Source organism: Chryseobacterium sp. BLS98, from assembly GCF_001045445.1.
Lineage (GTDB): Bacteria > Bacteroidota > Bacteroidia > Flavobacteriales > Weeksellaceae > Chryseobacterium.
This window is the reverse complement of record NZ_LFNF01000003.1, coordinates 295,125-317,708: the sequence shown is the minus strand read 5'-3', so window position 1 is coordinate 317,708 and position 22,584 is coordinate 295,125. Positions and strand designations below refer to the sequence as shown.

Genomic DNA, 22,584 nt, shown 5'->3' with positions numbered 1-22,584 from the left:
ACGTACATAATGATAAAAAATTTATTTCTTGTGCTGCTTTTTGCAGTACAGACTACCTTTGCACAAATCCTATCATACGACAATTCTTTTGCTTCAAACGGGAAGTATAATTTCACAGGTGCTAATTATTACGAGACAAGAATTCTTCAAAATTCAGACAACAGCATTTATTTTACTTATGCAAAGGACAATCCCTCATTGACAAGTCCTGAATGTGTTGTATCTAAACTTACTGCCAACGGAACAGTTGATACCTCTTTTGGAAATAACGGAGAAACAGTAATTAATAATTATTTCAGCGCCATACAAAGCGAGCTAAAAAAACAAGCAGACGGTAAAATTCTTGTCATGTGCTTTTATGCTAATGGATCTGCTATTGTAAGATTACTTCCAAACGGACTACCCGACCCTACATTTGGAATAAACGGAATTGCTAAAATTGATAATATCGGTACAGATTTCAACAGTGTAGGTTATGGTTTTTATCTTCAAAATGATAAAATAATTGTTTACGGGCAAGCAACATCCGATCCTGGACCATATATCCATTATAAAAGTATTTACAGATTAAACAGCAACGGAAGTATTGACACCTCTTTTGGAAATAATGGTTCTTTTAATACTCCCGGAAATTTTATATTCTTAGATAATCAATCCAATATTATTAGCTTTATCAGTAATCACAATAATACAAACACATATACGTATGGTGCTTTAGAAAAATATGACTATAACGGACAATCCCTTACGAGTTTCGGGAATAATGGTATTTTAGCTTTTACATCAAATCCGGGAGGCATTGGTTCTGCTTTTATGGATAGCAATAACAATATTGTATGTTCAAATATAAATAATGAAATCTTTAGAATAAAACCCAACGGAGATCACGATAATAATTTTGTGTTTGATAGCAATACTTTCCCTTTCAACGTAATGGCATTATCATCCATAATTACCGAAAAAAACGGGAATTATTACATTTCCGGATTAACCGGATCGACGGGTGAAACATTCTTTATTTCTAAAATTACATCGACAGGAGCAGTTGATCCTATCTTTAATCATTATTTTGAAACAACAGGAACACCAGATTTCATCGGTGAAATGGTTATTAACGACAACAGTATTATTACTACAAAAGGTGCAAATAAAATTTTAAAATTCAAACTGAATACTTCTACATTATCTGTTTCAAATGATACAAAAACAAATATCCCTTCTATTTCATTTGAGAATCCTGTTAGGCAGAACTTAGTTTTCAGCACAAATGAAAAAGTAAGCAAAATAGAAATCTATTCTACAGATGGAAAAATCGTGAGAACTCTAAAAAATAACAATACCAATCTTTCAGAATTATTAAAAGGCACTTACATAGCAAAAGTCACATTTGAAAATGGAAAAACAGTAATTAAAAAACTTATTAAAAATTAAATTTTTCAACTATTTTCAGATAAAAATCTTCTTCTAAAAAAATTATTAAACCTACAAGCTCTGAACGATTTAATAATTTATAAATTCATAAAAAATATATAATTTAAAAACTCAAATGAAAAAAATTTTATTACTGGTTATTCTGGTGATCCAGAATATCTCTGCACAGATTATTTCTAAAGATCCTTCCTTTGCATCCAATGGAGTATCTAACGTTGCCAATTATACGTATGCCTGGACTATGGCCCAGGATTCTAACGGCAGTATTTATTCATCTTATTCTATCCCAAATGGTAACGAAACATTTGTATATAAACTTACAGCTAATGGAGTTCTGGATTCAGCTTTTGGGAACAATGGAAAAGTTCAGTTACCTTATTATACCTATCAATGTCAATTAAAAGTACAGCCTGACGGGAAACTGGTAATTTTTGGTTATGGTAATACCAATGGTGGAGTTTCTGGCTCTAGTGATGCATGGATAATATATAGAGTGCTTCCAAACGGGCAATTAGACGCTACTTTCGGAAACAATGGCACTTCGATAATTTCCAATGGTATTGGTAGTGATGCAAATGGACGTTCTTTAGGACTGACCTTACAAAATGGAAAAATCATCGTTCATAACTCCACTACTATATATAGATTAAAAATTGACGGAAGTATTGATACTTCTTTCGGAAACAATGGATCTGTAGCCACTCAGGGAAACTTTTACTATGGTGCATTCGTACTGCTAGATAATCAATCCAATCTTATCTGTCTCAGTAAAATCAACTCTTCTTATGGTAATGGTATTATTGAAAAATTCAGTCCGGACGGGCAGCCTGTAACAAGCTTTGGAAATAATGGCCTATTACAATCGAATTTAGTTTTCTCGCCTTTAGGTACTGCAATCATAGACAGCAATAATAGAATTGTTATTTCAAAATCAAATTCTACCGGCAATGAAATCTTGAGATTAAACCCGGATGGAAGTCTTGATAATACATTTAACTGTGCTTTATCTTTAATATATCCCAGCGCTTTAGCTAAAAGCATTATTGAAAAAGATGGATATTATTACGTTGGAGGAAACCAATCATCCCATCCGTATACTCCGTATGTGTCAGATGAATCGCCAACCTTTTTTACAAAGCTCACTCAAAGCGGCTCGATAGCTCCTGATTTTGGTTATTATCCAGATAATTCATTTTCCAGTGTTGAAGAAATGATTGTTAATAACAATAATATTATCGTGAACGGAGATGCGTATATTGTAAAATATCTGCTTAATAACGCCACTTTATCAGCAACAGACATCACAAAAAACAATAATGATATTTCTATTGAAAATCCGGTTAAACAAAACCTGGTTTATCGATCAAAAGAAAAAATAAGCAAAATAGAAATCTACTCTCTTGACGGAAAAATTGTAAAAACCTTGAAAGACAGCGATACTGATATTTCAGAATTACTAAAAGGAAATTATATGGCAAAGGTTATTTTTGAAAATGGGAAAATCATGGTAAAAAAACTTATAAAAAACTAAAAAAAACACCAATTTCTTTTAAAAAGTATTTGCTTATTTTTAGCAGATACTTTTTTTATTTCCAAACTACAATGAACAAAGATCACCATTACAAAGCAACTATCCACTGGACAGGCAACAAAGGAACCGGCACCAGCGGTTACAGAAATTATGAAAGGAGCCATACCATTCAAATTGAGAATAAAGCTCTTATTGAAGGTTCTTCCGATCCTGCATTTCGTGGAGATAAAACCAGGCATAATCCGGAAGATATGCTTCTCTCTTCCCTTTCTTCGTGCCACATGCTCTGGTATCTTCATTTCTGTTCCGAAGAAGGCATCATTGTTACCGATTATAAAGATGAAGCTACCGCCGTTATGACTGAAACAGCGGATGGAAGCGGACATTTTACATCTGTTACTTTACACCCTACAGTTACTGTTACGGAAGAATCAATGATTGAGAAAGCCAAAGAACTGCATCATAAGGCAGGCCAGTTTTGCTTTATTGCCAGGTCTGTCAATTTCCCGGTAGAACATATCCCTACCCTGTTAGTTAAATAATTTTTATTTTAAATATAACACCATAAAAACAACCATCAATACTAGATTTAAATTATAATAACTCTAAAATTATCATTTAAAACTCCACAATAAGAGAATTATTTATCAAATAATCAATAAAAATTCAATTTCTTAATCATTATCATTGCAATAAATTACAATTAATTGTTATTTTTTTATATAATGTGAATATTTTTTTATATTTTTATATAAACAAAACTAACCATGATGAAACCAAGATTAACTATTTTTGATGAGCCATTGCTGTATACAGAGGGTTTGTCAAAACTACTCTCACAGAGTAAAATTTTTAACACGATTGACATTTGTAATTCTCATGAACATTTATTCGAACAATTAAAACTGGATCCTCCGGAAATTCTGGTCATAAGCTCCAATATGCTGATGCTTACAGATATTTTCCGGCTTGTAGAAGACATTACCTCCACCAACAAAAAAATCAAGATTATTGTTATAGGCAATAGTTATGATATGATTGATATCCGGAAGCTCTTTAACAAAGGCATAAAGAGCTATCTCGACAAAAACAGCAGATATGATGAATTCCTGAAATCCATAAACATCCTGCTTTTAAATGAGATCTACATCTGCGATAATGCAAAAGAAAGAATGATCAACTTTATCAGCAGCGAAGAAGGAAAATCCAATCAGCACATCAAAGAGCCTCTTACGCGCAGAGAAATGGAGATTCTTAAACTGATATGCGACGGCTTCAGCAGCAAAGACATTTCTGAAAAGCTTTTTATAAGCATCAATACTGTAGAAACCCACCGCAAAAGAATTCTCTTAAAATTAAACGCAAAAAATTCCGTAGGGATTGTAAAATACGCCTTAGAAAACCACATTATCGACTGATGAAAAAAAAGACAATTTCGATTACTCCCCAAAAAAAGTTCCAAACCTTCGGTTTGGAACTTTTTTAAAGTGAAGAAAGTCAATGGTGAATTTTTGCTTCGCAAGTGAAAAGTGAATTATATACCAACATTATTACTGGTGGCTTCGGGAGCCTCAGCCACCAGATATCAACCTTCCTTTTGAATATTTCAGCATTGAAAAATTTCAGTTCAAGTTTTTTAAGTAGCAAATCCGTCATTTCCAATTTAAAACTATTCTCCATTAAAGCATCCCAAAAACTATAACCCTAAACTTTAAACTCATAAACTCTCAAACACTCAAACCTATCTCCTACTCATAATCCGGCATTTCACCATTACTGAAAAGAGAAGCCCTTGAAAGATCGGTCAGTGTACTGTTGAGATCGATAACCATCACATTTTTCTGGGATATATTGTCATTGGAGGTATTCATGAAGACCACCTGGGCATTGTTCGGTGAAAATCTTGGATCGAGATCATTGGTTCCCATTGGTTTTTCGCTTTCTGCGGAAATATCGTATACGGTATCGCTGGTCAGATTATAGATAAAAATATGGGAATCGAGCTGGCGGTAATTCCCGCTTCCGTCCTGGTAACCTGAAATGTCGCGGGTGAAGACCAGCATCTGGCCGTCTACTGAGAAATTCAGTCCTCCGGCTGCTCCTGACGTTCCGGACAGAACAGTTTTTAATACACTTCCTGTCATATCAATAATGTAGATTTTGGTACCATATCCACTGTAATCATTTGTCTTTAAAGCAATCCTGCTTCCGTCATAGCTCCAGTCGCACTCAGAAATCATACTACCGTCCGGCGTGGTGTATACTAAAGTCAATCCGCTTCCGTCCTTATTAATCCTGTACAGTTTATTAAAGTTTGAATAAAGAATTTCCTGTCCGTTTGTACTCCATGCAAAATCCATTTCATAATTATTAAATCCTGCCGCAGGTACTGTAGTGACTTTAAAAGGATTGGATCCGTCAGGATTCGCTGTATAGATATGAGTACTTCCACCTTCCGTCCGTAGAAATGCTATCAGCCCGGCATTGTTGTTTTTCCTTGGCCTCCAGCTGTTATAGGATGAGTTGGTAAACTGGAAGCTGTTCCCTGCTCCGTCGCTTGACATAATGACAAAATTCCCGCTCTGTTTCTGTACATAATGATAGCGGTTGGCAGGAACCGTATTGGTGGTAAATTTACTGATGGTACTTAAAACTGGCGGGTGAATGCCGTCCGAAACAGACACCTGCCAGAAGTAACTAACACCAAACTTCAAATTGGACAGCGAATAATGTTTCGCTGCCAAATCATTAACCTGAATCACATTCGTATCAAGGTTATTTTTAATTGTTAAACTATATCTTAAAACATCAGCCGTATCAGGATCCGTAGCGGTCCATGTCAGCTCAACGTTTAAAGGCTGATTCACCGCATTGTCTACCGGACTTAGCAGCTGCGGTGCAGAAGGGGGAGAATTGAGCGATTCATCATCGTCCATTTCAAAAACCACGGTGACAACCTGGTTTTGATTCTGTATATTGACACCCTGAAAATTGGTGAGATAGCCGGAGAGTTCGGCCTTCACAGAATAATTTCCTATTGGCATTGCGGCAATTTCAAATGTACCGTCCGTTCCGCTGAAAACCGTCTGTGTAGTAGGTGCCGTAAAAATTTTCACATTAGGAATAGGCACATTGGTACCTCTTTTTACAACTTTTCCTTTCAATGAGCCTGTCTGAGCCTGTTCTATCAGATCTTCATTACATGAAAACAGACAAAAGGCAAGGATGAATATGGTGAGTATTTTGATTAAAGTTTTCATAGTTCATGTTTTTATTTGTTTCCAAGGTAAAAATTGATTCCAATGGCAAACCGGAGTGCCTGATCCTTTCTTTTTCCGTTCACCATCCCTTCCCAGTCATCTTTAAAACCGATATCATATTGAGAAGATGCCCGGATTGCGGTATTATTTCCGATCATAAATTCCAGTCCTCCGCCAACCTGGCATTTGTACTGAGGTTTATATTTTGAAAACATTGCCCCCGCTCCTCCATAGATATATGGGCTGAGTCTGTATTTTGGAAACAGGAGGAATTCAAGATTAAGCTCGGGAACAAGGTAATTTCTTTTAATAATATTTTCGTTCTCTAAAGTGAAATAACTGCCGCTGGCTTCAACATTGAAATTGGGACTTATAAAATACTTCACTCCCACTTTTCCACCGACATTCATTTTAGCATTTACATAATCATCCTTGATTTTCTGAGCTTCCACACTAGCGAAAACAGACATTTTCTGCCTGTAATTTTCCGGAAACTTATTACCAACCGTCCTGCCAACATTCGCCTCCTGCTCTTTGTTGTAATCATTAATGAGGGCCTGGTATCCGGTTAAGTTTTCTGATGCTTTACCCCATATTTTATCTCTGGTCCCTTCAATAATCAGGGATCTTACAGCTTTCTCTATCGCTTCGGTTACTGCAAGCTGTACAGGTTCGTTTTGGGTAAGTCCCACCTCCGCTTCCAGCAGTCTTTCCGTATCGATATATCTGAAAAAGCTGCCGTTCACGCTGGTAGAAAGAATTGTTTTTGAAGTGTAAACCGTTTTAAGAATTTCACCGTTAAGAGTAGAAACGGCACGAAGATAAATGGTGATCCTGTCCTGGCGGTACTGCGTGGAAGCTCCTATGCCGAAATATCTTGCTCCTAGTCCTCCGGTCATAGTATTGCTGTCATAAGAGATCACACCACCCTCCAGAAGAATTCCGGCATAGAGAAGAGGGGGAAGAGACTGGCTGTTTTTATCGGCATCTTTCATATATTCCTGCCTTGTGGACCGGATAATCTGTCTTTCGTTTAAAAGATTGGCAATATTCTCTCTTTCAATAGGAATAAACCACCGGCTGTCTTCCAGCGCTTTAATCAGTATGGTTGTAGTTCCCTGAGGCACCGCCGTACTCCAGTTGTTCCCGTTTTCTGACGGTTTATACTGGCCGGTCTGGTCCCTGAATTTGTAGACGCCTATGACGATTTTTTCATTGGGAAGAGGAAGATCCCTCAGTTCCGCAGTGGAAGGTGTAAGCTCTCCCATAGTGGATCTTTCCGGGTCGGAAGGAAGACCCAGGATCGAACTGCAGCCCTGCATTAAGCACAGCAGGAACGTACAGAAAAAAATTCTGGTGTAAGTGTAAGTTCTCATGGTAAGTTTGGTTTTTTAGTTATTTTTTATTTTGGAATGACGATCTCGGACTGATCACCTGTGCTGGTATCCAAAATATTGATCAAAAGTCCCTGGGCTGTAGTAGTGATCTGCAGGTAAAGTGATCCGAAAAGATAATTTCCGGGCTTTATGCTGCCCTCCCCGAACTGATCCTCAAACAATTTCCTGGAAAGTTCACTCAGTATCTGCCTGTTCAGACTCTGGCTGAAACTGTCCAGAGAATTAACATTATCAAGCAAACTGCTGAAATCATTTTTTTCATCGAACTGATTCTGGGCATTTGCCGAACTTAAAAGCCACTGGTAATTAAAGGTATCACCTCCAAATGCCGGGTTGACGGGCTTATAAACGAGCTGCTGAGATTTTCCGGAGAAAATACCCGCAATAAAGGTTAAAATAATGATACAAGTTTTCATGGCGGACGTTTTTAGTAGATAAATTCATTTTTAATAAGGTTTTTCTTGGCATTAAATTCTTTGATATATTTCAGGCTGGCTGCCAGCTGTTCTTTCAGGTAATCTTCGTTTGGGTTGGTCATAAAGCTGTAAATCACTTTATCATCAATCTGGATATTGATCTGCCCGCTGGTACCGCGAAGTGGAAGTTCAGAAATGGTAACCGCGCCGTTGCTTTTGTCGGGAATCTGGCTGTATTCAATATAAAAAAGGTCATAAAAGTCTTTTCCAACCTTGGTTTTGGTCTCATCAATAGTAAGTCCTTTCAGTTCAAAGACGGCATCTTCTTCTACTTTGGCCGTTTTTTTTCTGAACAGGTCAGTATTAATTTCAAGACTGTCTTTCGCAACAAGCTTCTGGGTTTCTTCATCTTTTATATAGAGAAAAGCTTTCAGGGCATCTTTCTGTTCAAGATTAACACTGATCTCGGATAAAACTTTTACTTCATTGGGATTAATAGAAAACTTCCCGCTCTGCTGATTATTGGAAAGGTTTCCTGCATTTCCTTTTTTAATGGAAACCAACAGGTAATTCAGCTCTTTATAGACTGATGTATTATTGGTAACAACTGCTTTAAGCCTGATCTGGTTTTCAAGAATACTCTTCTCAATCTTTGCATTTACTTTTTTATCTTCCTGCCCATTCACTGTAGCGGACAGGAAGATAAGTAAAGTACACAGATTTAAGGAATATAAAAGTTTCATCACTTGTGTTTTAATAATTTCTCATGAAAATGGTTTTGTTATCCCCTTTTACATTGATCTGCATTCCGTCTGAGACGCTGTTGCTCCCGGTAATATCAATAATATTGTTATTTCCCTGGGCAGTAACGGCTGTTTGGGTTTCTTTATCTGTAAAAGAATTGATAAAATAAAGTGTATTGAAGTCTCCCAATTGCTGTACGGCAATATTGGTTTTAGGATTAAGAAAAAGTTCTGCATTATTGTAATCTCCTGTCTGGAGAACGCTGGAGCCATAAAGTCCCTGCTGCTCCGTCTGCTGTTTTGCCATAAGATCAAGAACCGTATTGCTGTTGACCTTGTCCCAATCCAGCTGTTGTGCATTTACGCACAGCACTGCAAAAAGTGTAAAGGCACCCCATCCCGGTTTAAACATGGTATTAATTTTTAATAAAGGTACATGAATAGAGGATTGAGAAAAACACACCCAGCAGGTACAGATGTAAAATCATGGTTTCTGGGTATGTTCATCATGAAAAGCTTAAAAAAGGAGAAAGCCTCAGCCTCTCCTTTTATTCTGAATTACAGTACATTATTAATTGGATTGGTTAATAACCATTGAGTTTCCGTTACCCATCTGAGTTCCTACGTGGATGTGGGAATCTCCGCTTTGGGCTACCCAGGTAAAGTTATTGTTACCCATCTGAACATCGATTGCTGTATTGGAATCCCCTAACTGTAGTTGATATAATTGGTTGCTGTTTCCAACCTGTACTCCCATGGATGTGTTATCATCCCCAACCTGAACTGCAGCAGCAATATTATTGTTACCTACCTGATCGTTTGTGGCACTGTTATCATTTCCGTCCTGGTATTGTACTAAAAGGTTAGCATTACCTACCTGAAGGCCACTTGCATCATTTCTTCTTCCAAGCTGGATCTGGTAAGCATCATTTCCGATACCCACCTGAATTGCTGAAGCATCATTTCTTCTTCCGTCCTGATATTGTACCACTGCGTTTCCTAAGCCCAATTGGGTAGAAGAGGCTTCATTTCTTCTTCCGATCTGAGTCTGTTCTGTAGAGTTGAATGCACCAAGCTGCCAGGTTACTGCAAAGTTTCTGTTTCCTGTTTGGCTTACATCGTTGGTATTGGCAAGACCTGTTTGATCTACGTCGATTGAGTTTCTGTTACCGATACTTTCAGCAGTATTCACGTTCAGAGCTCCTATCTGGTCAATATCCGCCGTATTACGGTTTCCATCCTGTGTAAGGCTGTTAATATTCAAAAGCCCTGTCTGACTAACAGTAGCGGTATTCAAGTTTCCGATCTGGGCAGTAACATCAATATTTGATTGTGCGAAGCTGAAACTCATGGCCATTAGTGTAAATACACCAGTAATAAAGTTTTTCATTTTGACAAAAATTAATTGGTTAATAGTATGACAAAGGTATAGGCTAAACCAAAATAAAAAACCACTGCTAAAGTGTAAATTTTCAAAATCACTGTTTACCGTTTTGAAAGTAACTGTTTACTGTTTTCTCCGGATCACTTGTTTCAGTTACGTAAAAATACGGTATATTACAAATTGATTTTCATACAAATATGATAAATAACTCTAATTTTTATATTGAAAAATTTTCTCCAATTTTTTGATTCTCCGTTTTTTTATTTCTTTAATCATTCCATTTTTAAATGACTTACCAATGGTTAATTAATGTTAATGGCTGTTCTTTTCTTCAGTATATATTGCTAAATTTGAAGTATGGAAAGTTTTGGAAAAGATTTATTGAGGAAAATTACAAATGTAGAGCTGCCGGGGATTAATGCCCATGGAGTATTCTCGCCTCCTTCCCGGCCGGTGTTTACCTATGATGAAGTGCTGGCAAAAAATCCGAAATTTGCAGCCGTTAATATTGTTCTCTATTTAAAAGATAATGAATGGTATTTTCCCCTGATTCAAAGAACCGTCAATGAGCACGACAGACACAGCGGGCAGATCTCTTTACCCGGCGGCAAGCGTGAAGAAATGGACAGGGATTTCGCAGAAACCGCAGTACGCGAAACCTCAGAAGAAATCGGAATAGATAAACACTATGTCAGAGTGATCAGGGAAATGTCTCCCATCTACATCCCGCCAAGTAATTTTTATGTATATCCTTATATTTCGTATACCAAAAAGAATCCGCTTTTTGTTCTTCAGCAGAGCGAAGCGGTAGAGACTATAGAATTTCCTATCACCTCTTTTCTCAGCCTGCCGGATAAACCTGAAATCATGGCAATTCCCGGTGCGGCCGGACATGAAGTTCCGGTCATTAATTTCAACGGATATATTATCTGGGGCGCTACAGCAATGATATTGAGCGAGTTTAGCCAGTTGTTGAAAAAAATGTAACTTTGCACTACCGTGTTTAATTGAGAGATGGCGAAGAAAAATATTTTCACCGATGCATTCGGAACACCTTATTTTTTAAAAAGGTTTATTATTTTTATTTTAGGGGTTGTATCTTACAGAAGGTTCAACGGCTTTAATAAATTAAAGATAACCGGTACGGAACATCTTGTGGATCTTCCTGATTCCAATGTGCTTTTTGTATCCAACCATCAAACATATTTTGCAGACGTAGCAGCAATGTACCATGCATTCTGTGCGGTAAACAATGGTTATCTGAATACAATTAAAAACCCTATTTATCTGCTCAACCCCAAAATTGATTTTTATTATGTAGCAGCAGAAGAAACCATGAATAAAGGAATTCTTCCGAAAATTTTCAAGATCGCCGGTGCTGTAACGGTAAAAAGAACATGGAGAGCAGAAGGTAAAAACGTCAACAGAATGGTGGACATGACCGAGGTTGACAATATTATGAAAGCTTTGGACAACGGCTGGGTAGCAACCTTCCCTCAGGGTACTACATCTGCTTTTGCACAAGGAAGAAGAGGTACAGCCAAGCTGGTTAAAAATCAGCGCCCGATTGTGATTCCGATCAAGATCAACGGTTTCAGAAGGGCATTTGATAAAAAAGGTCTCCGGGTAAAGGTTACGGGCGTAAAACCTACCATGGAGTTCAAAGCACCTCTGGATATAGATTACGACAACGAAAAAGCGCCTGAAATTTTATTGAAGATTATGACTGCGATTGAGCAGACAGAAGATTTCAATGTACTACACAATTATGATGAAGAACTTAAAGCTAAAAAATTAGAGCAAAAGGATTCAAATAATTAAAGTAAGTAGAAAAATTATGAACAAAATATTAGGGATCATAATCGCGGTCATAGTATTAGTTTCGTGTAACAGCCAGAAAGTATATTCAGACTTTGATATAAGCTATTCCAGAAGCGGAGGCTATGCTCCCATGTATGAGAATTTACTGATCAAAGGTAATACTGCCCACTATTCTTTTGATCAAGGGGGGAAAAAGTACAGACAGGATTTTAAAATTTCTTATGAAGATTTAAAAAAACTGGATCAAACCCTTTCCCAAAACAATTTCAGAAGAATACAGGAAGATCACAAAAAACTGTATGATCAGGTGACCACTTCCATCAATGTAAAAAAAGGCCCGAATGAAGGCAGTAAATCGGATGCCAGCACCATCATGCCTAATTTTACAACGAACTGGAACAACATTCTGAATGCTTTTCAGGAGATCATTAATAACAATGTAAAAAAAAGTAAATAAAGTTGAAAACCCACTTCATTGCTATCGGCGGAAGCGCCATGCATAATCTTGCTATTGCATTAAAGGATAAAGGATATCAGGTAACCGGTTCGGATGATGCTATTTTTGAACCGTCACGATCCAGGCTGGAAAAGAAAGGTATTCTGCCTCAGGAAATGGGCTGGTTTCCGGAAAAGATCACTCCGGATATTGACGCAGTTATCCTTGGTATGCATGCCCACCAGGACAATCCTGAACTGGCAAAGGCAAAAGAGCTGGGTTTAAAAATTTATTCATATCCTGAATTCCTTTACGAACAGTCAAAAAACAAAACAAGAGTGGTCATTGCCGGATCGCACGGTAAAACGACCATTACTTCCATGATTCTTCATGTCCTGAACTTTCATCAGAAAGAGGTAGATTTTATGGTAGGCGCACAGCTTGAAGGCTTTGACTGTATGGTAAAACTAACTCAGGAAAACGATTTTATGGTGCTGGAAGGTGATGAATACCTTTCCTCTCCTATTGACCTTCGTTCCAAGTTTCTTCTTTACCAGCCGAATATTGCTTTAATGAGCGGTATTGCATGGGATCATATCAATGTATTCAAAACATTTGATGATTATATAGAGCAGTTCAGAAAATTCGTTGCAAGCATTACCCCGGGTGGTGTTCTGGTATACAATGAAGAGGATGCGGAAGTGGTAAAAGTAGTGGAGGCCGCTGAAAATTATTTCAGAAAAATCCCTTACAAAACTCCTGAATATGAGATCAGCAACGGAAAAGTATATCTAAAAACTGAAATGGGCGATGTTCCTCTTTCTGTTTTCGGGTCTCACAATCTGCTGAACATGGAAGGAGCAAGACATATCTGCCGACAGCTGGGTATTATGGATGAAGATTTCTATGAAGCCATTATGAGCTTCAAGGGAGCATCAAAGCGTCTTGAAAAAGTAGAAAGAGAAGATCAAGGTGTTTTATACAAAGATTTTGCCCATGCACCGAGTAAAGTAAAAGCAACGGTAAAAGCATTCTGTGAGCAGTTTAAAAAGGAAAAAAAATACGGTTTCCTTGAGCTCCACACGTATTCAAGCTTAAATCCTGTGTTTCTTGAACAGTATGACCATGCTATGGACGGTTTGGATGAAGCTGTTGTTTTCTATTCTGAGGATGCTTTAAAAATCAAAAGAATGGAACCTATTTCTCCGGAATTCATTAAAGAAAAGTTTAAAAATGATTCTTTAAGAGTATTCACAAATGCTGAAGACCTGCATGCCTACTGGGAGACTCTGGATAAAACAAACGGTGTTTTCCTTATGATGAGCTCCGGTAATTTCGGAGGTCTGGATCTTACAAAATAAAGAGTTTATTGCATATGCCCTAAAAACGTTCTTTAATCAAAGAACGTTTTTTATTTTACATTTCCGATGAATTCATTCCGGATTTAACAAGTGTTTTATTCTGCTTCCAGGATAAGCTTTTTCAAAATGTCCTCCGTTGAAAGTCTGCCGTATTCATGAACAGACTGCCCTGCCCAAATGCTCACAAAATCTGCATTGTTCAATGTTTTTGAAACCTTACGCAATTCATTCGTAAGCTTATTCTGATAAGGATAAGGCATGATATAGCCTGACTCTTCGATGCTTTCTATGAATTTATTTTTTATCCCTCTTGCGTACCTTCCCGAAAAACTTTTTGTCAGAACAATATCCTTTTCCGTTACATTTTTCAGTCTTTCTTTTTCAAAAGGCTGTAAAGCGCTTTCCTGCGATGCCAATAACATACTTCCTACCTGAAAGCCCTGTGCACCCAGTTCTTTTGCTGCTCTTAATGTTTTTCCATTATAAATTCCGCCTGCATAAATCAAGGGAATTTTTACATGATCATAAATTTTTGAAAATAAAGACATTCCTCCGATTTCCGGAATATCATCTGTTTCAAAGGTTCCTCTGTGTCCGCCGGCTTCAATTCCCTGAACGCAAATAATATCAATCCCGGATTTTTCCAGGATTAATGCTTCTTGCAATGAAGTACAGGTTCCGATAAGCGTCACTCCGTTCTCTTTCAGCCTTTCAATACTTTTCTCATCCAGATTTCCGAAAGTAAAGCTTAATATTTTGCACTCTTCTTCAATAACAGCCTCTACCTGATCATGGTAACTGTTCAGCTTAATCTCTCCGAGATCCGGGAGCTTAACTTCTATATGATTTTCCTTTGCCAGATCTGTGATCAACTGTTTAGCTTTAATAAATTTTTCTTTCAAAGAGTCGGTAAGCTCAGGAATATCGTGAACAAAAATATTAACCGCAAAAGGCAGATCTGTAAGTTTCCTGGTCTCTCTGATCAGTTCAGCCGATTTGTCCGCAGGGAGATCAGCCAGGGCCAATGATCCAAGACATCCGGCTTTTGCGGCTGCTACAGCCATTTGGGGTGTACTTACTCCAAACATCGGAGCCTGGATAACAGGATATTTTACTTCTAAAAGCTTACTGATGGAGTCCGGCCAAAACATAAGAATAATTTTACCTGAATTTACAAAATCTAACAACAGCTTCAGATTGATAAGATATGATATTGATCACAGTATTCAGCATTCACGCTTTTTTCTAATTAAAAATCCCGCAAATTAAACTGATTGAGCAAATGATTATAAATTTGCTGTCCGTTTAATTTGCGGGAAGTGTTATAAAGATCTGCGATTAAATATCTGCTACAGATTTCAGCATTTTTTGTTCCCATTCAGGATCTTTAGGATCAAAGAACAGTCTTTTTCCTGTATCAAGAGAGCGGACGATATTCATCTCATCCTCCGTCAGTTCAAAATCGAAGACGTTAAAGTTTTCTTCAATTCTGGAAGGAGTCACAGATTTCGGGATTACAACAAATCCTTCCTGAAGGTGCCATCTCAGAATTACCTGCGCTACTGTTTTATTGTATTTTTCTGCAATAGCTTTTAATTCAGAATTGTTTAAAAGATCTGTATTTCCGTTTCCAAGCGGGCTCCATGGCTGGGTAATGATGTTGTTTTCCCTGTCATACACCTGAAGTTCTTTCTGCTGGAAAACCGGGTGAAGCTCAATCTGATTGATCACAGGAAGAACCGTTGAATTCGCTTTCAGCTCTTCTAATTTCTCAACGGTAAAGTTGCACACCCCAATAGCTTTAATTTTTCCTTCATAGTAAAGCTCTTCCAGCGCTTTCCAGGCTTCCAGAAAATCTCCGAAAGGCCAGTGAAGAAGGTACATATCCAGATAATCCATCTGCAATCTGTCCAAAGTTCTCTGGAACGCACTTTTTGCTTTTTCGTAGCCGTGATCCTGAACCCAGATTTTTGAGGTGATAAATAGCTCGTCTCTGCTTACACCACTATCTTTTACAGCCTGCCCTACTGCGGTTTCGTTTAAGTAAATAGCTGCCGTATCAATCATTCTATATCCTGTGTGAATGGCTTTTACCACAGCTTTTTCACATTCCTCCAGGTTTTCCATCTGCCATACTCCAAAGCCTAAAGCAGGAATATCCACTCCGTTATTTAATGTTACTACAGGCTGTCCTGTATATGTTTTCTTTTGCATTATTCTTTAATTTAATTTTTTAACATAAATCTAAGCTTAACAAATTTGCGATAAAAATTGGAAATTCTGCCTACCAATTTTACAGTTTTTTCATCTATTTTTAACCATCCGTTTTTATACCCGGAAAGCTTCTATCACTTTAGAACATTAAGAAAATCTCTTATTTTCCTTATTTTTGTGACAAACCAAAACTATGTTATATCAGATCAGGCTGGCAGAAACCGAAGATTATCCCAAAATCATGGAAATCTGGGAATCTGCTGTTACTGCAACCCATGATTTTCTTACTGAAGAAGATTTTAATTATTTTAAAGAAGCCATTCCGAAAGATTATCTCCCGCAACTTAATGTTTATCTGATTTCGGAAGATGATGAGGCAAAAGGTTTTGCTTCTGTAGCCGGGGATACCCTGGAAATGCTGTTTATTCATAATGATGCCCGGGGAAAAGGCTACGGTAAAAAGCTGTATGAATGGATGAAAGAAACCACAGGTCTCACTAAAGTAGATGTGAATGAACAAAATCCTCAAGCCATCGGGTTTTATGAAAAAATAGGTTTTAAAAGAGTCGGGAGATCAGAAAAAGATGGCTCAGGGAAAAATTATCCACTGATCCATATGAGTTTATAAATGGAAAATTTTGTTTTTAATAAGATCAGTTCAGGAATGGATATTCCATATGAATTGCTGCTGCTTGCCGACGAAACTGTAGAAGCAATAGACAAATATATCTTTGATTCCTTTATTTATGTTTTACATGACGGGTTTCAGGATATAGCTGTAATGGTGCTGCATCCGAACAGCGCTGAGGAACTGGAAATCAAGAATATCGCGGTCATTGAAAGCTACAGAAGTAAGGGAATAGGCAGTATTCTTATAGATAGGGCAAAAGAAATAGCCCGGAAAAACAGATATACAACCTTAACGGTAGGAACTTCGGATACGGGATTCCAGCAGATCAGATTCTATGAAAAGAACGGTTTTATAAAAAAAGGAATACGTAAAGATTTCTTTACAGACCATTACCCATTCCCCATTTATGAAAACGGTTTACAAATGCGCGACATGGTTGTTCTTGCCCATGACCTTTCTGAATAAGCCTTTGATATGATCGATCTCGGACTGGTAATTTGTTTTTTTTCTGCAGCCGAAATAGAGCGTATTTTCCAGCTTTTTCTCACCTTCCCAGATCATTTTGACCTCCCCGCTTTCTATTTCATTTTTGCACAGAAAATTAGGAATAACAGCCAGTCCGGTTCCACCTTTCAGGCAACGGATGATGGAATTTAAATTAGGGACTATATAATTGGGACGGAAGTTCGGTTTATGGCCGAAATTCATGATCCAGAACTGGAAAAGGTGTTCCATATCCCCCGTAGTGCCGTACCATTTTTCCTGTTTCAGCCATTCTTCGGCGTGTTCTATTCCTTTGGTATCTAGTGTTTCCCGGAAACTTTCCGTATCGATATCTTTTCCGCCTACAAGAATGATCTGCTCGGAAGAGAAAGCCTCATGTTCAATATTGGGAGAAACTCCCTTTTTAGGAGTAATGATCAGGTCCAGAATTCCTTTGTCCAGCTGGTCCAGCATTTCCGGATATTCCCCGAAGCTGATAATCAGGTTGAAAGGCAAAGTTGAGACATACTGTTCCAATGTGGTCTGAAAGGTCTCGAAGCACATTCCAACACTGATGGTCGGAGTCAGTTTTTCCGTGGATTTCTGAAAATTTTTCTCTACATCTTCAAGCTTGGAAAGCGGTTCTGATACGGCATTAAATAACACTTTTCCTCTTTCGGTAGGTATCATTTTCCTTCCGGTTCTGTCGAATAGTTTATATCCTACATACGCTTCCAGTGAACTTAAATGGAGACTTACACCTGGTTGTGAAATGAACAGGGAATCTGCTGCTCCGGTGAGAGTTCCGGTTTTATATATCGCTTTAAAAGTGCGGTACCATTCTAAATTGACCATAACTTTAATTATAAATATTCTGATACAAAATTACAAAATAATTATAATACTGATTCTTTTTTATTCTTTAGAAAGGAAGCATAATAATCTGGAATTTCGCTTTCTTCGATAGCCAGGGCAGTTTGTTCAAGTGGATAAGGTATCTGTATAATTTCAGGAATAATCTGATCATCAGTCATCGTAATAATCAGATAGGAGGCCAGGCGGTTTTCTTCTTTTGAACGGCCTACAGATCCACAGTTAACAGCCCGTCCCTCAGACTCAAAATATTTTTTGAATGATAAATGGGTATGTCCCATTACAACCATATCAGCTTGGGATTCTTTAAGCATATCCACAAAAACCTCATCATTCTCAGACTCATAAAGATAGGTATCATTACTGGTGAGACTTGAATGTACGAGCTGAATATTCCAATATCGCTTTCCTACTTTATAGTTTAATTTTATATGAAAAGGTAATTCCGATAAAAACATTTTATTGTTTTCTGTAATATACTTTTTGGAATGATCAATAGCTATCAATCTGGCTTCTGTTTCTTCCGGTGAATGTTTAGACAAAGGAATAACGGGGATATTAAAAGCGATTCTTTCATCGTGATTTCCCATAAGACAGGGAATATTCAGATTTCTGATTTTTTCAATCACTTCATTTCCCCAGGGAGCAAAATCAACCAGATCACCCAGGCAGAATTTCTGCGTAACTCCTCTTTTCTCCATATCCTCAAGCACTGCATTCAGTGCGGGAAGGTTTCCATGTACATCACTAAAAACAGCAATCCGTATCATATTCATTTTATTTCCTAACAAAATTACAGGAGAAGTGTGACAACAGGATCAACTGGTTATATGATATTTAACCATGAATGAGGTTTCAACTATCATTATTCTAATAGTTACTTATAATTTATACTATTTTTATTATACAATACCCGGATGTAACTTTGCATCATAAAATTTAAAACAATCATAAAATGAAAAAAGTATTGATCATTAATGCAGGACAAAATTTCGGACATTCCGGAGGAAAATATAATAACACGATTGCAGAAAATACACTTGCAGTACTTAAGAAATTTGAAAATATAGAGGTAAAAACCACACATATTGCTGATGGTTTCGATAAGGACGAAGAGGTAAAGAAATTTGTCTGGGCAGATTTCATCATCTATCATACTCCGATCTGGTGGTTCCAGCTTCCTAACGGATTCAAGAAATATATTGATGAAGTTTTCACAGCCGGTCATGCCAAAGGAATCTACATGAGTGACGGAAGAAAAGCTGACAACCCGGAAATTAATTATGGAACCGGAGGAATGCTGGGCGGAAGAAAATATATGGTAACCACAAGCTGGAATGCACCAGAAACAGCCTTTACACTTCCCGGAGAATTTTTCAATGAAACCAGTGTAGATAATGGACCGCTATTTGGATTCCATAGAATGAATGCTTTCGTTTCTTTAGAAAAAATGGAAGGTTTTCACTTCCATGACGTAGAGAAAAACGCCAATATAGAGCGTGATATGAAGCTTTACAGAGATCACCTTGAACAGGTTTTTGAAAAAGAACTTAAACCACAATTAGCCTAATGAAAAATATACTGATCACTGGAATAACCGGTTATATCGGGGGTTCCGTAGCCAAGAAGCTGACAGAACGCAACTATAGCGTTACAGGGCTGGTTCGTACTGCTGAGGCAGCAGAAAAATTAAAGCAGGCAGGAATTGAATCCATTATAGGCAATATACATGATGAAGCTGTTTTAAATGCTGCGATTTCCAATGCTGATGCCATTATCCATACTGCAGATTCTGCAGATGATGCCTATGCTGCAGACAGTTTTATCAATGCGCTGGAAGGAACCGGTAAAACATTTATTTTTACTTCAGGTTCCGCTATTTTCGGAGGAAAAGAGAACGGAGAAAAAAATGATTTTGTTTATACAGAAAACATTCCCCTGAATCCAAGACTGGAAATGGCTTCAAGAGTGCTGATTAATCAGTACATTCTTCAAGCTGCCAAAAAAAATATAAGGAGCATTGTCATTGTACCTACCATGGTTTATGGTGAAGGTCTGGGTTTAAAAAAAGACAGCATTCAGCTTCCGGCCCTGATCAATTTCTCTAAAGGAAAAGGATTTGGAGCTTACTTTGGGAAAGGTGAAAATATCTGGTCGAACCTACATATCGAGGACCTTGCAGATCTGTATGTACTTGCACTGGAAAAAGCAAAAGCAGGTTCCCTTTATTATGCAGAAAACGGCTCTTCCACCATCAGAAATCTGGCAGAAAATATAAGCAGGCAATACAATTTACAGCCGGCACAGTCTGTCAGCATACAGGAAGCAGTCAATACATTTGGACCTGCAGGTGGATATTTTGGATTTGCTTCAAACAGTTTGTGTAATTCGGATAAGGCCAAAGCAGAACTGGGCTGGAATCCTCAATATCAATCCATCGAAAATTTTATTTAATATGAAAATTTATCTTACAGCAGTTATAAAAGCCAAAGAAGAATATCAGACAGAAGTACTGGAAACCCTTCAGAATATGGTGCAGGAAACAAGAAAAGAAGAAGCCTGTGAACTTTACAGTCTTCACCAGGGAATTGAAGATAAAAACCAGTTTATTTTCTATGAGATCTGGAAAAGTGAAGAAGGGCTGGCACAGCATAACCAGCAGCCTTATATTCAGGCTTTCGGAGCCATTGTTGACGAAAAGCTACAGGAAAAACCACAAATTTATACCACCCATATTCTTTAACATGAAAAAATTAGCAATTTTATTTTTAGCCTTGCTTACTGTGGGGCTTATTCAGGCACAACACCAAAAATCTAAACTTATGAAAAAGAAAATTTTATTTGTCGTAACAAGTCATGACAAAAAAGGAAGCACCGGTGAAGATACCGGATATTATCTTGGCGAAGTTTCCCATCCGTGGGAAGTGCTTCACAAAGCAGGATACGAAATTGATTTTGTGAGTCCAAAAGGCGGAACTCCTCCGGTAGACGGTTTCGATTTAAAAGATCCTGTCAACAAAGAATTCTGGGAAAATACGGAATACAAAAATAAGATCGATCATTCTTTACAGCCTTCTCAGGTAAATCCAGACAATTACGCTGCGATTTTCTACGCAGGAGGTCATGGCGCTATGTGGGATTTCGCAGATAATACAGAATTGGCAGGTATTGCTTCAAAAATTTATGAGAAAGGCGGCATTGTATCGGCAGTATGCCACGGCCCGGCCGGTCTTGTGAATATTAAATTGAGCAATGGGAAATATCTTGTAGACGGTAAGAAAATCAATGCTTTTACCAACGAAGAAGAGGCTGAAGTGAAGCTCACGAATGTAGTTCCTTTCCTTCTGGAAGAAAAGCTGAAAGAAAGAGGAGCCAAATTTGAAAAATCAGGACTTTGGCAGAATCATGTCGTAACAGATCAGAGAGTGATTACAGGACAAAATCCCCAGTCTGCAAAAAGTGTAGGTGAGGCTATTTTAAAAGAGCTTAGTAAATAATCCAGCATTAACCACAAAAGAATAAAGCTCTTGCCTTTTGTGGTTAAATTTTAATATAATTTTTTCAAAACAAAAAATGGAATACAGAAAATTAGGAAATACAGAACTTGAACTGTCTGCTATTACTCACGGAGCATTTGCCATCGGAGGAAATATGTGGGGCGGAAATGAAAAAAAGGATTCCATCAATTCAATTCATGCATCGCTGGATCACGGCGTAACTTCTATTGACACGGCACCCTTCTATGGATTCGGGCTCAGCGAAGAGATGATCGGAGAAGCTATTAAGGGAAAAGACCGTACAAAAATCCAGCTGCTGACCAAATTCGGACTGGTATGGGACGGAAGCAATAATGGAAAAGGAGAATTTTTCTTTGATGCCGAGGATGAAGGAAAAACCTTACCGGTTTATAAATATGCTTCAAAAGCCAATATCATAAAAGAAGTAGAGGAAAGCTTAAAAAGGCTGGGAACAGATTACATCGACCTTTTACAGCTTCACTGGCCGGACAGCACCACCCCGATCTGCGAAACAATGGATGCTATGGAACTTCTTATCCAGCAGGGAAAAATTCTTGCAGCAGGAGTGAGCAATTATACCGTTTCACAGATGCAGGAAGCCAACAGAACCCTTCATCTGGCAAGCAACCAGGTTTCTTACAGCATGCTGAACAGAGCTATTGAAGGTAATCTGGTCCCTTATTCTTTGGAAAATAATTCGGGAATTATTGTTTACAGCCCGATGGAAAGAGGTCTTCTGACCGGAAAATATTTTAAAGAAGATAAATTAAAGGATAACGACCACAGAAACGGTTATTTTTCACAGTTTGATTTAAATAAAGTGAAAACTTTCCTGGAAAAAATAGAACCTGTTGCCCGGGAAAAAAATGCCTCCCTTTCACAGCTGGTATTACGCTGGACAACTATGCAGCCCGCCATTACCGTTGTATTGGCAGGAGCCAGAAATGCTCAGCAGGCTATCGAAAATGCCCAAGCTATGTCCATTGATCTTTCTCACGACGAATTGAATTTCATCAACACAGCGTTGAGCGAGATATAATATAAAGGCTGGAAGAGGGAGGCATGAAGATGGAAGGCTTACTAGT

Annotated in this window: 25 protein-coding genes; 15 read left to right on the top strand and 10 right to left on the bottom strand. The window is 37.8% G+C overall.

Annotated features, from left to right (window positions below):
• Positions 1-9: 9 nt before the first annotated feature.
• From ACM40_RS12680 to ACM40_RS12665, 4 genes are all read left to right on the top strand, one after another.
• Entirely contained in the window at positions 10-1,431 is a 1,422-nt protein-coding gene (locus ACM40_RS12680; protein ID WP_048503159.1) for a T9SS type A sorting domain-containing protein, read from the top strand.
• A 115-nt stretch (positions 1,432-1,546) separates the two neighbouring features.
• Positions 1,547-2,962 (top strand): T9SS type A sorting domain-containing protein, encoded by a 1,416-nt coding sequence (locus ACM40_RS12675; RefSeq protein ID WP_048503158.1) that lies wholly within the window; start codon positions 1,547-1,549, stop codon positions 2,960-2,962.
• Positions 2,963-3,033: 71 nt separating this feature from the next.
• Positions 3,034-3,504, top strand: coding sequence for an OsmC family protein (locus tag ACM40_RS12670; protein WP_053077112.1), 471 nt, complete (start codon positions 3,034-3,036; stop codon positions 3,502-3,504).
• 225 nt (positions 3,505-3,729) lie between these two features.
• Positions 3,730-4,380, top strand: coding sequence for a response regulator transcription factor (locus tag ACM40_RS12665; protein ID WP_228376176.1), 651 nt, complete (start codon positions 3,730-3,732; stop codon positions 4,378-4,380).
• A gap of 330 nt (positions 4,381-4,710) precedes the next feature.
• Here the strand turns inward: ACM40_RS12665 and ACM40_RS12655 are convergent, their stop codons facing one another.
• From ACM40_RS12655 to ACM40_RS12630, 6 genes are all read right to left on the bottom strand, one after another.
• Complete coding sequence (locus ACM40_RS12655) at positions 4,711-6,222, bottom strand: carboxypeptidase-like regulatory domain-containing protein (RefSeq protein ID WP_048503155.1); 1,512 nt, start codon at positions 6,220-6,222, stop codon at positions 4,711-4,713.
• Positions 6,223-6,233: 11 nt separating this feature from the next.
• Entirely contained in the window at positions 6,234-7,598 is a 1,365-nt protein-coding gene (locus ACM40_RS12650; protein WP_048503154.1) for a CsgG/HfaB family protein, read from the bottom strand.
• Positions 7,599-7,624: 26 nt separating this feature from the next.
• A complete protein-coding gene (locus ACM40_RS12645) occupies positions 7,625-8,035 on the bottom strand; it encodes a curli production assembly/transport component CsgF (protein WP_048503153.1) in 411 nt (136 codons plus the stop codon).
• 11 nt (positions 8,036-8,046) lie between these two features.
• Positions 8,047-8,778 carry a curli-like amyloid fiber formation chaperone CsgH gene (gene csgH, locus ACM40_RS12640; RefSeq protein WP_048503152.1) on the bottom strand — a complete coding sequence of 244 codons (732 nt, stop codon included), beginning with the start codon at positions 8,776-8,778 and terminating at the stop codon, positions 8,047-8,049.
• A gap of 10 nt (positions 8,779-8,788) precedes the next feature.
• Entirely contained in the window at positions 8,789-9,190 is a 402-nt protein-coding gene (locus tag ACM40_RS12635) for a hypothetical protein (protein ID WP_048503151.1), read from the bottom strand.
• A 159-nt stretch (positions 9,191-9,349) separates the two neighbouring features.
• Positions 9,350-10,168, bottom strand: a complete 819-nt coding sequence (locus ACM40_RS12630) for a hypothetical protein (RefSeq protein ID WP_048503150.1) — start codon at positions 10,166-10,168, stop codon at positions 9,350-9,352.
• Positions 10,169-10,519: 351 nt separating this feature from the next.
• On the opposite strand from ACM40_RS12630, the gene ACM40_RS12625 reads away from it, so the two are divergent.
• The 4 genes from ACM40_RS12625 to ACM40_RS12610 are packed head-to-tail and all read left to right on the top strand — an operon-like array spanning position 10,520 to position 13,780.
• Positions 10,520-11,149, top strand: a complete 630-nt coding sequence (locus tag ACM40_RS12625; protein ID WP_048503149.1) for an NUDIX hydrolase — start codon at positions 10,520-10,522, stop codon at positions 11,147-11,149.
• A 27-nt stretch (positions 11,150-11,176) separates the two neighbouring features.
• Positions 11,177-11,983, top strand: a complete 807-nt coding sequence (locus ACM40_RS12620) for a lysophospholipid acyltransferase family protein (RefSeq protein WP_048503148.1) — start codon at positions 11,177-11,179, stop codon at positions 11,981-11,983.
• 16 nt (positions 11,984-11,999) lie between these two features.
• The gene (locus ACM40_RS12615) at positions 12,000-12,440 is read left to right on the top strand and encodes a hypothetical protein (protein WP_048503147.1); all 441 of its coding nucleotides are present in this window, start codon (positions 12,000-12,002) and stop codon (positions 12,438-12,440) included.
• A 2-nt stretch (positions 12,441-12,442) separates the two neighbouring features.
• Positions 12,443-13,780 carry a UDP-N-acetylmuramate--L-alanine ligase gene (locus ACM40_RS12610; RefSeq protein ID WP_048503146.1) on the top strand — a complete coding sequence of 446 codons (1,338 nt, stop codon included), beginning with the start codon at positions 12,443-12,445 and terminating at the stop codon, positions 13,778-13,780.
• Positions 13,781-13,875: 95 nt separating this feature from the next.
• Here the strand turns inward: ACM40_RS12610 and ACM40_RS12605 are convergent, their stop codons facing one another.
• Positions 13,876-14,931: an NAD(P)H-dependent flavin oxidoreductase gene (locus tag ACM40_RS12605; protein WP_048503145.1), complete on the bottom strand. Its 1,056-nt coding sequence runs from the start codon at positions 14,929-14,931 to the stop codon at positions 13,876-13,878.
• A gap of 187 nt (positions 14,932-15,118) precedes the next feature.
• Positions 15,119-15,994, bottom strand: coding sequence for an aldo/keto reductase (locus ACM40_RS12600; RefSeq protein WP_048503144.1), 876 nt, complete (start codon positions 15,992-15,994; stop codon positions 15,119-15,121).
• 193 nt (positions 15,995-16,187) lie between these two features.
• Between ACM40_RS12600 and ACM40_RS12595 the strand changes: the two genes are divergently transcribed.
• Both ACM40_RS12595 and ACM40_RS12590 read left to right on the top strand, forming a co-directional pair.
• Positions 16,188-16,622, top strand: coding sequence for a GNAT family N-acetyltransferase (locus ACM40_RS12595; protein WP_048503143.1), 435 nt, complete (start codon positions 16,188-16,190; stop codon positions 16,620-16,622).
• Complete coding sequence (locus ACM40_RS12590; RefSeq protein ID WP_048503142.1) at positions 16,623-17,090, top strand: GNAT family N-acetyltransferase; 468 nt, start codon at positions 16,623-16,625, stop codon at positions 17,088-17,090.
• Here ACM40_RS12590 and ACM40_RS12585 read toward each other — a convergent pair.
• Together ACM40_RS12585 and ACM40_RS12580 are read right to left on the bottom strand one after the other, a co-directional pair.
• Positions 17,043-17,963 (bottom strand): LysR family transcriptional regulator, encoded by a 921-nt coding sequence (locus tag ACM40_RS12585; RefSeq protein ID WP_048503141.1) that lies wholly within the window; start codon positions 17,961-17,963, stop codon positions 17,043-17,045. The genes ACM40_RS12590 and ACM40_RS12585 overlap by 48 nt on opposite strands.
• Before the next feature lie 41 nt (positions 17,964-18,004).
• Complete coding sequence (locus tag ACM40_RS12580; protein ID WP_048503740.1) at positions 18,005-18,751, bottom strand: metallophosphoesterase family protein; 747 nt, start codon at positions 18,749-18,751, stop codon at positions 18,005-18,007.
• Positions 18,752-18,936: 185 nt separating this feature from the next.
• Between ACM40_RS12580 and ACM40_RS12575 the strand changes: the two genes are divergently transcribed.
• The 5 genes from ACM40_RS12575 to ACM40_RS12555 all read left to right on the top strand — a co-directional run bounded on the left by ACM40_RS12575 (position 18,937) and on the right by ACM40_RS12555 (position 22,538).
• Positions 18,937-19,551 (top strand): NAD(P)H-dependent oxidoreductase, encoded by a 615-nt coding sequence (locus tag ACM40_RS12575; protein ID WP_048503140.1) that lies wholly within the window; start codon positions 18,937-18,939, stop codon positions 19,549-19,551.
• Positions 19,551-20,435, top strand: coding sequence for an NAD-dependent epimerase/dehydratase family protein (locus tag ACM40_RS12570; protein ID WP_048503139.1), 885 nt, complete (start codon positions 19,551-19,553; stop codon positions 20,433-20,435). Before ACM40_RS12575 ends, ACM40_RS12570 begins: the two co-directional genes overlap by 1 nt.
• A gap of 1 nt (position 20,436) precedes the next feature.
• The gene (locus ACM40_RS12565) at positions 20,437-20,724 is read left to right on the top strand and encodes a putative quinol monooxygenase (RefSeq protein WP_048503138.1); all 288 of its coding nucleotides are present in this window, start codon (positions 20,437-20,439) and stop codon (positions 20,722-20,724) included.
• Positions 20,725-20,803: 79 nt separating this feature from the next.
• Positions 20,804-21,478, top strand: coding sequence for a type 1 glutamine amidotransferase domain-containing protein (locus ACM40_RS12560; RefSeq protein WP_048503739.1), 675 nt, complete (start codon positions 20,804-20,806; stop codon positions 21,476-21,478).
• Between the two features lie 76 nt (positions 21,479-21,554).
• A complete protein-coding gene (locus tag ACM40_RS12555; protein WP_048503137.1) occupies positions 21,555-22,538 on the top strand; it encodes an aldo/keto reductase in 984 nt (327 codons plus the stop codon).
• Positions 22,539-22,584: the final 46 nt, after the last annotated feature.

What these genes read in the sequence shown, in the direction of transcription:
- ACM40_RS12680 (WP_048503159.1), top strand. Translation starts at nt 10, where the DNA reads ATGATAAAAAATTTATTTCTTGTGCTGCTTTTTGCAGTACAGACTACC.
- ACM40_RS12675 (WP_048503158.1), top strand. Translation starts at nt 1,547, where the DNA reads ATGAAAAAAATTTTATTACTGGTTATTCTGGTGATCCAGAATATCTCT.
- ACM40_RS12670 (WP_053077112.1), top strand. Translation starts at nt 3,034, where the DNA reads ATGAACAAAGATCACCATTACAAAGCAACTATCCACTGGACAGGCAAC.
- ACM40_RS12665 (WP_228376176.1), top strand. Translation starts at nt 3,730, where the DNA reads ATGATGAAACCAAGATTAACTATTTTTGATGAGCCATTGCTGTATACA.
- ACM40_RS12655 (WP_048503155.1), bottom strand. Translation starts at nt 6,222, where the DNA reads ATGAAAACTTTAATCAAAATACTCACCATATTCATCCTTGCCTTTTGT.
- ACM40_RS12650 (WP_048503154.1), bottom strand. Translation starts at nt 7,598, where the DNA reads ATGAGAACTTACACTTACACCAGAATTTTTTTCTGTACGTTCCTGCTG.
- ACM40_RS12645 (WP_048503153.1), bottom strand. Translation starts at nt 8,035, where the DNA reads ATGAAAACTTGTATCATTATTTTAACCTTTATTGCGGGTATTTTCTCC.
- csgH (WP_048503152.1), bottom strand. Translation starts at nt 8,778, where the DNA reads ATGAAACTTTTATATTCCTTAAATCTGTGTACTTTACTTATCTTCCTG.
- ACM40_RS12635 (WP_048503151.1), bottom strand. Translation starts at nt 9,190, where the DNA reads ATGTTTAAACCGGGATGGGGTGCCTTTACACTTTTTGCAGTGCTGTGC.
- ACM40_RS12630 (WP_048503150.1), bottom strand. Translation starts at nt 10,168, where the DNA reads ATGAAAAACTTTATTACTGGTGTATTTACACTAATGGCCATGAGTTTC.
- ACM40_RS12625 (WP_048503149.1), top strand. Translation starts at nt 10,520, where the DNA reads ATGGAAAGTTTTGGAAAAGATTTATTGAGGAAAATTACAAATGTAGAG.
- ACM40_RS12620 (WP_048503148.1), top strand. Translation starts at nt 11,177, where the DNA reads ATGGCGAAGAAAAATATTTTCACCGATGCATTCGGAACACCTTATTTT.
- ACM40_RS12615 (WP_048503147.1), top strand. Translation starts at nt 12,000, where the DNA reads ATGAACAAAATATTAGGGATCATAATCGCGGTCATAGTATTAGTTTCG.
- ACM40_RS12605 (WP_048503145.1), bottom strand. Translation starts at nt 14,931, where the DNA reads ATGTTTTGGCCGGACTCCATCAGTAAGCTTTTAGAAGTAAAATATCCT.
- ACM40_RS12600 (WP_048503144.1), bottom strand. Translation starts at nt 15,994, where the DNA reads ATGCAAAAGAAAACATATACAGGACAGCCTGTAGTAACATTAAATAAC.
- ACM40_RS12595 (WP_048503143.1), top strand. Translation starts at nt 16,188, where the DNA reads ATGTTATATCAGATCAGGCTGGCAGAAACCGAAGATTATCCCAAAATC.
- ACM40_RS12590 (WP_048503142.1), top strand. Translation starts at nt 16,623, where the DNA reads ATGGAAAATTTTGTTTTTAATAAGATCAGTTCAGGAATGGATATTCCA.
- ACM40_RS12585 (WP_048503141.1), bottom strand. Translation starts at nt 17,963, where the DNA reads ATGGTCAATTTAGAATGGTACCGCACTTTTAAAGCGATATATAAAACC.
- ACM40_RS12580 (WP_048503740.1), bottom strand. Translation starts at nt 18,751, where the DNA reads ATGATACGGATTGCTGTTTTTAGTGATGTACATGGAAACCTTCCCGCA.
- ACM40_RS12575 (WP_048503140.1), top strand. Translation starts at nt 18,937, where the DNA reads ATGAAAAAAGTATTGATCATTAATGCAGGACAAAATTTCGGACATTCC.
- ACM40_RS12570 (WP_048503139.1), top strand. Translation starts at nt 19,551, where the DNA reads ATGAAAAATATACTGATCACTGGAATAACCGGTTATATCGGGGGTTCC.
- ACM40_RS12565 (WP_048503138.1), top strand. Translation starts at nt 20,437, where the DNA reads ATGAAAATTTATCTTACAGCAGTTATAAAAGCCAAAGAAGAATATCAG.
- ACM40_RS12560 (WP_048503739.1), top strand. Translation starts at nt 20,804, where the DNA reads ATGAAAAAGAAAATTTTATTTGTCGTAACAAGTCATGACAAAAAAGGA.
- ACM40_RS12555 (WP_048503137.1), top strand. Translation starts at nt 21,555, where the DNA reads ATGGAATACAGAAAATTAGGAAATACAGAACTTGAACTGTCTGCTATT.